The 253-nt window shown below is 62.8% G+C and carries 1 protein-coding gene; it reads left to right on the top strand.

Translation table 11 applies throughout. From position 1 onward, the window contains the following. Positions 1–253: hypothetical protein (locus ACFZPT_RS26790; protein WP_379559147.1), on the top strand; the 253-nt coding region annotated here is incomplete at both ends.

The following is a 253-nucleotide window of genomic DNA, read 5'->3' as shown; positions in this document are numbered from 1 at the left end:
GCCACCGACGGGGGTTTTACTGACAACGGCAACCCGCTGATTTCTGCGCCAGCCAACGGCACCTTCACCGTGACTGCGGTCAACGACGCGCCGGTGGCTGCGGACACTAAGGCGAGCGGTGATGAAGACCCAAGCGAGGGTATCGCGGTCAAGCTGAGCGCGACCGACGTGGATGGCCTGGCGGACGTGAAATACTTCACCGTCGGCACGCCTACCAACGGCACCTTCTACACCGATGCGGCCATGACCAAAC

The sequence above is a fragment of the Pseudomonas sp. MD330_10 genome, assembly GCF_042610415.1.
Taxonomy (GTDB): domain Bacteria; phylum Pseudomonadota; class Gammaproteobacteria; order Pseudomonadales; family Pseudomonadaceae; genus Aquipseudomonas; species Aquipseudomonas rhodesiae.
Note: the sequence above shows the minus strand (reverse complement) of the source record. Positions and strands in the feature narration are given on the sequence as shown.